The sequence below is a fragment of the Pseudomonas sp. FSL R10-1350 genome (genome assembly GCF_009600525.1).
Taxonomy (GTDB): Bacteria; Pseudomonadota; Gammaproteobacteria; order Pseudomonadales; family Pseudomonadaceae; genus Aquipseudomonas; species Aquipseudomonas helleri.
This window is the reverse complement of record NZ_WIVR01000114.1, coordinates 1-6,712: the sequence shown is the minus strand read 5'-3', so window position 1 is coordinate 6,712 and position 6,712 is coordinate 1. Positions and strand designations below refer to the sequence as shown.

The following is a 6,712-nucleotide window of genomic DNA, read 5'->3' as shown; positions in this document are numbered from 1 at the left end:
GGCTCTGGCTCTGGCGCGGGTTCAGCAACCACCACCGGCGGCGCTTCAACGGGCGCGGCCGGTGCAGGCACGCTGCCCACCACATCGGCCAGAATGATGCCTTTCCATACCGGCGGCGCAGCCTTTTCATCGCCAGCGGCTCTGGAGGTCACGTCGCGGCCGGGCAGCACCACGCCGTGATCCTTGGTCCCGGTCGCGGGCTCGTTGAGCACGAAACTGAACGTGGTGTCGACGCTGCCTTCCAGCAGCGTGTCAACGATTTGCGGGCCGACCAGCACTTCCAGGCTCTTGCCATCGGCGGCCAGCGGGAACTCCGGCACCTGGAACCAGAAAGGGTTGTTGCTCCACTTCTGGCCTTCGTGCAGGTAGTGATCGTCGCTGTTGCGCTGGAGGGTGAACTCCAACTGCTGCTGCGACCCCTTCCACCCTTTGATCACCAGACGGGCGTAGCCGTGGGCGTGTGGCTCTAACGCGAGCAAATTGACTCGAATCGGCATTGCTTAAATCGCCTTGTAGGCTTTGAGCACGTGGCCCAGCCGTTCATTTTGTTCAGGGGTTATTTCACTGCCCGCGCCATGCCCGGCATTCGCTTCGGTCATGGCCGCCAGGGCCGACATCCAGTCCGTCAGAAAGGTCATGGCGGGCATGCCCACCTGTTCGGGCAGTGTCGGCAGGTAGTGTTCAGGCTCAGACTCGTGCGATGCCTGCGCCGGGGCGGTGTTGACCGGCGCGTAGAAACCAAACACCGGGTTGCCATGGCGGGCGCGGCTGGCTGGGCGTTCCGTGGCGGGCTGGGTGAAATAGCCAAACCAGGACACAAAGTCGCGCAGCACGATCTGCACTTCGAGCACTTGTCGCTCGGCCAGCCGTTCGCGGCGGGCGTTGGTTTCTGAGCACTTGGCGACAGCCGCGCTCAGTTGCTCCAGCACCTGGGCGCGATAGGCCCCCACGATCACTTCTGCGACCACGGCATCCATGAGCTTTTTGTCGAAGCCCAGCAGCGCCAGCAAACCGGTGTTGTTGCTCAAGTGGCGCAAGTGCGCGATCCACATGTTGAACGCAGCACGGGCGAAGCGTTGGGCACTGTTTTGCGGGCCTTGGGGTTTGGCCAAAGGCGCATCGGCCTTCACGGCCTTGCCGCTGACCGGCTCATCGTCGTAGCCGTCGTCAAACGCCCAGCCACTGCTGACCGGCGCAACGGGCGCCGCGTCTGGCTCGACCTCGGCCGGGGCGACGAGCGCCTCGTTATCGTATTCACCGCTCAGGTACAACTCACGCACGGCGGCCACCGGCAGTTGCAGATGGCTGATGAAATCACCCAGCTTCTGGCCGCGCAGGCGCAGGCCCGAATAGATCATTTGCGCTTGGACGCGCTTGGCTTCAATGGCGCCATCACCGTCGGGCATGTGCCATTCGGACACGCCTTGAGTGGTGAACGAGGTCAGCAATTCTTCGAGCCGCTCACGCTGACGCTGGAGTTTGAAGTCCAGGCTGGCAACCGCCCGGATGCCCGAGATGATGCGGGTCATGCCACCGTCGCCGCCCAGCACCGCTTGCCAGGCTTGGGCCGGTTGGCTGAAGTGCTGCTTGACCTGTGGCGCTTCTTCAAACGCCCCGCCGATGTCATCCAGCACCGGCTGATACTCCGGCAGGATGCCGGTTTCGAGGCGGTTGCTGTCGTAGCCCACACAGACGAAATCTTCGTGAGGCTTGCGCACCAGGTAGGTGTTGTTGAAGGGCACGCCATCGGCCCAGTCATTGAGCCAGTCATGACGGCCAAAGCGCTCGGTCATCGCCGACTGGATCATCCCGCCCCAACTGTCGGGACGCAGCCCCGGTGCCATCTTGACCATGGCGTTGATCCGCAGGTCGAGCATGGTCATGGCCCAGATCAAACCGCTGCTGCGGGTGGCGCGTTCCTTGGGGGTCGCGCCTTGGGTGTTTTCAATCCAGCGGGTCAGGACCGGGCCGATTTCGTTGATTTCGATGCCTTTGTTCGAGTTGGTGCACAGCACCAGGGCGTTCATTTCCTGGTTGTCGGTGTAGCGCTCGAACAGGTACGCGACTTTACCGCGCAGGATCAACTGCGACACCGGGTTGTCGCCTTCTCTCAACGCCGGGTCACTGATCTTGGAGAAATCGGTCAGCGACATGCGCCCGCGATAGCCGGGGAAGTCGAGCAGATCGACCTCGTTCACAATCGGGTCTTTGGGGGTTTCAACCAACCGGAAGGTCATCTCCGAGGTCAGTGCCGCCAAGTGCGACACCAGCACGCTGCGCGGTGTTTGCAACTGCCCGTTGAGCAGTGGGCGCACATCAATCGGGTGGTCTTTGGCGGTGCCGAAGCGAGCCAGAATATCCACGCTCATGATGCTGTCGCTCTGCACTTCACGGCCCTTGTCATCCAGGCGGAACAACGCGTGCAGCGGTGCGAACACGGTCGCAGGCAGCCCCAACTGGTGCAGGCTGCCGGCCAGCGAGGTGTAGACGTCTTTCAGAGCCGGCTCATTGCCCCACAACAGCGAAAACAGCTGCGTGCGCTCTGCCACCGTGAGGCGCGGCGCGAGCTTGAGCACGCGCGGCCAATAGGCGTGGTCGAGCAGGCTGACAGCGTTGGCAAAACTGGTTTTGAAGTAGTCCCACAGCGAGACCACATCGTCAGCGCTGATGCCCGGTAGCACAGGCCCATTCTCACGCCCTTCGAAGGGTTTCAATGCGGCCTGGATCACCTCGTCGGTGATGCGAAAGGTGACCCGCGACTGATCAAAGTCCTTGAACCAGGAGTTACCCAGAATCTTGATCAGGTCGGCTTCGCCCAACAGCTTGAGTTCGACCGGGTATTGATCGTCATCCGAGGCCTTGGCGTGCCGACTGAAGCGCGTCACCAGGCCCGTTGCTTCCTTGCCCACACCGGCCGGGTTGACGTGCTTGAGGAAGTCGACACGGCGCCCGCCCATCAGAGTTTCCAGGCGCTCGTTCTGGCCAGCGGCCAGCGACAGGATCAAGTACGACTTGCCCGCTTGCGAGATGCCAAAAAAGCCGAGGGTCATCGGCCGCGTGGCGGCACGCTCATGGTTTGCCGCCTCGTTGCGCACGCGGTGCAGGTCGTAACTCAAATCATCGGCCTGACCGTCCAGGCTCGGCGCTGTCGGGCGGGTTTGCTCAATCCAGTCCAGGGCGCTGGCTGCACCGGCATGAACGGCTGCCCAACGAGCAGACAGGGCTTTTTGTTCCGGGGTCAGTTCGTTCATGAGTGCTTCACTGTTCCGCTGTCGAGCCAATAGGTGTTGTCCCCCAGACTCGACACCAGCAGGGTGTTGAGCTGCAGGTGTACGTCATTTTTGTCCAGGCGCTCCGCCGTGTTGGAGGTCACGCTGCGCACCTCCAACTGGTCGCTGACCAACCCGGCGTTGGCCGTTTCCGGGTTCTTCGCAACCTTGAAGCGCACGCTGGCGACGGCGCCGCTGCCATCCCGGGTGCCGGTGGCCATTTTGCGTTTGCCTTCGTCGGTGAAGCTCAAGCTGTACAGCGGCGAGGCCGCCCAGCGCTCAACACTCAACTGGCGAAAGCCCAGACGGATGGCCGAAGGCATGGCCAGGGCCGGTGTCACCGCCTGTTCTTCTTCGCTGTCCCCGGCCAGCTGGATGCAGCCGCGCTCGGTGCGGATATCGCGGAACAGCACGTCGCGGTCGCGGATGCTGTTTTCCAGGTCGATGACCCCGATGTGTTTGATGGTCGAGTACGGCACCAGCTTGTCAGCACGGAAGTAGAAGCCGTGAACACTGTGGTTGGCGCACAACAGGCAGAGCATCGCGCCGACCGCTGCGGTGCTTTTCGGGTCGTCGATCAGGCCGTTTTTGTGGAACGGGTACCAGCCGCCCGTGCGGTAGCTCTGCATCGGTACGATGCGCCCGGGCACCAACGGCAGGTTTTGCCGGATAAACGCCTGCACGCCGGGCAGGCGCGAAGGCCGACCGGTCAGCAGCAAGACGTCGCACGGGTAATGCGCGATCACTTCACACAGCGCACTGAGCGGCTTGCCAATGTTCACGCCGTCATTGAGGAACATGTCGTGAATGGCGCGCAGGTTGAAGGTGATTTTGGTGTCCAGCAGGTCGAATACTTCGCCGCCGGTGTCACGGCGTACCGCACCACTGACGTAGTTCAGCACGCTGAGGTTGATGTCGCTTTCAGTCAGCAACTGGCGGTAGGTGTAGGTCTCGGGCGCCGCCGGTGCCAGCGGGTCGAATTGCTCATAGGCCCTGAGCAGCGCCAGCCCCAGTGGGGTAAGCACTTGCAGGTTGAGCTGCTGGCGCAGCACCTCGTTTTGCGTACTGATGGTTTCACTGCCGCACAAGCGTGACAGCAACGAGTCCGGCGACTCGACCCTGGCCTCGCGAAAGCCTTGCTCCAGGCTCGGCAGCACGACGCGGTGAATCATGTCCAGGAGGATGTCATCGCCCGCGATCTTGAAACTGTCTCGAAACAGTTGCTTGGGCACGATGTGTACGTTCATGCCGTGTACCGCACGGGCACCCGGATCGATTCGGTACTCGGTAATCACCAGGTCCGTGGTACCGCCACCAATATCAATGCTGGCCACGGTAATGCGATCGCGGTCGGCTTTATCAGGGCGCGCCAGGGTGGCAAAAAACTCTTCCGGGTGACCGGCAAAGTTCTCGGCAATTTCGGTGTAGAGGTACACCAGTTGCCCGCACGAGGCCTCATCCCAGTCGATGTTGATGAGTGGCAGCGGGGTGGTCGGGCGCGTCGTTTGATCGGTGTACGGATCTTCGTCGCTGTTGTGCCAGCCCATGCTTTTCCAGACCAGGCCAATGGCTTGCGACATACGCTTGCCCAGGATGCTGCGTTCAGCCTGTGGCATGCCGGGCGGCACGGTCAGGGTGATGCTGTTGAGCTGGCGCGGGATACCGGTTTTGCCCTGGCGCGCACGCTGGGCCGGGCTGTTGATCTGTGCCAGCGCCTGGGTCAAGACCTCGGCCAGCATGAACGTCATCAGCGAGCTGCGCGAATAGAGCGCCTTGAACACCGGCATCTGGTCGTCTTCGGGCAGGCTGTACAGCGCCTCACCTAGGTTGTTGATCAGGTGCGAAAACGGGGCGGCCGTCGCGGGTGGCTCGCTGTCATTTTTGATGTAGGAGTTGTTGAAGCGCCAGCCATGGTCGTAGGCGTTTTCATCCCACAGGTAGCGCTTGGGGCTGGACAGGCCGGTTGAGCCTTCGGTGCCACGACGCAGACTGGCCAGGCGCCCGGCTTCGTTGCCGACTCGGGCAATGGTCGGCCACTGGAACGCATCGTGGCGCCCGCTTTTGCTCGAAAAATGATCTTTGCCAAACGAAGTCTTGGAGAACTCGACGCGGCTTTCAAAGGGCTGGTTGTAGACATGCTCCGGGGCCAGCAGGTCGCGCAACTCCAGCACGTAGTTATTCTTGAGGCCCATGCGGTCCACGCCCTGGTTCTCAATCAAGATCCCGCAGGTACGCGAGTTGCCGACGTCCAGAATCAGGTCCACCGGTATCGGTTTGGTCTGGCTCTTTGCTCCGTTGGCGATCACCGTCAGCTCTGGCATCACAATCACCGGCTGCGCCGGGTTCGGCCCGATTTGCTCGACCCGCTCAAGCAGGCTCAGCAGGTTAAGGTAGTGCGCTTGCGGGTGTTTTTCGTCTTCCTGGTCTTGCAGCAGGTCGCGGTCGACCCGGACGCTGGCGTCACGGAATGCTTCCAGCAACCACTCCTTGACCCACGGCAAATCCTGGAACCAGCGCATTTGCGCCAATTTGGACGCTACGCGGAACGACACCCCGGAGCTGACGTCTTCGTCATTAGGCGCCAGGTAGGCCATACCGTCTTTTTTGCCGATTACACGCGTGTCGAGGGCCAGTGTGAGGCGGTGCGTGTTGCCATCAATGTCCGGCTCCGCCAGCTTGACGAAGCGCATGCGCGCCCAGTTGCTCGGGCCTTGATCAAAGGTGTAGGGCGGCATGTAGCGGAAGAACGGCAAAGGCAGCCAAAGCCCGTCCAGCAGGGCGAGGCTCTTACTGATCGGCAGCCAAAAGTCCGGCTCGGCCTTTTGCCGTTTCTCGTGGTCAATTTCGTAGAAGTACGACTCGTCGGTGTGCACCTGCAAACGGCACAACACGTCGCCATCTATCAACGTAAAGGCGCCATTGGGGGACGTTATCTGGTCCTGACGGAAGGCGAAATCCATGAACTGGATGCCCGTATCACTGACCAGCTTTACGACGTCTTCAAACTGGGTAACTTCTGGCAACATGTCGAAATCTTCCCGTGCTTATTCGCCCATCTGCCGCATGGAGATGGGGAACTGCTTGTCTTCATAAATTCCGCTGCAATCAGCAATGCTCTTGGCACCCTGACGGCAATCAACCTTTGGCATTTCGTAACGGCTGCCGTCGCCGCAGGCCGCCTGGCCCAGGCTGTTGATCGACAGGTTGCCGCCGTGCATGGCCGCCGTGACCGGGCCTGTGCAACTGATGCCGTCGGGCTTGCGCACCACGACCTGGCCCTGGCCGTCTTTAAACTGGTACTCAAGGCGCAACGGCTTGCCGGTGGTTTTGTCCTGAATACCTGCCCCGGCGCGGAAGCGGCCGTTGAGGAAGTCCGCCTGGCCGTCCGCGGCTTCAGGCGGAATGCTCAACGACTGGCCGGGCACCTCGGGTTTGTCTGGGCC

General features: G+C 61.7%; 3 protein-coding genes and 1 pseudogene. All 4 read right to left on the bottom strand.

Annotated elements, in window-relative coordinates; all coding sequences use genetic code 11:
* Positions 1 to 497, bottom strand: a pseudogene (locus tag GHO25_RS24965) (hypothetical protein); the annotation flags it as partial.
* A gap of 3 nt (positions 498 to 500) precedes the next feature.
* Positions 501 to 3,251, bottom strand: a complete 2,751-nt coding sequence (locus GHO25_RS24960; protein WP_153327528.1) for a virulence factor SrfC family protein — start codon at positions 3,249 to 3,251, stop codon at positions 501 to 503.
* Positions 3,248 to 6,295, bottom strand: coding sequence for a virulence factor SrfB (locus tag GHO25_RS24955; protein WP_153393192.1), 3,048 nt, complete (start codon positions 6,293 to 6,295; stop codon positions 3,248 to 3,250). Before GHO25_RS24955 ends, GHO25_RS24960 begins: the two co-directional genes overlap by 4 nt.
* Before the next feature lie 18 nt (positions 6,296 to 6,313).
* Positions 6,314 to 6,712 (bottom strand): SrfA family protein (locus GHO25_RS26210; protein ID WP_256677327.1); only part of this gene is annotated, 399 nt, incomplete at its 5' end.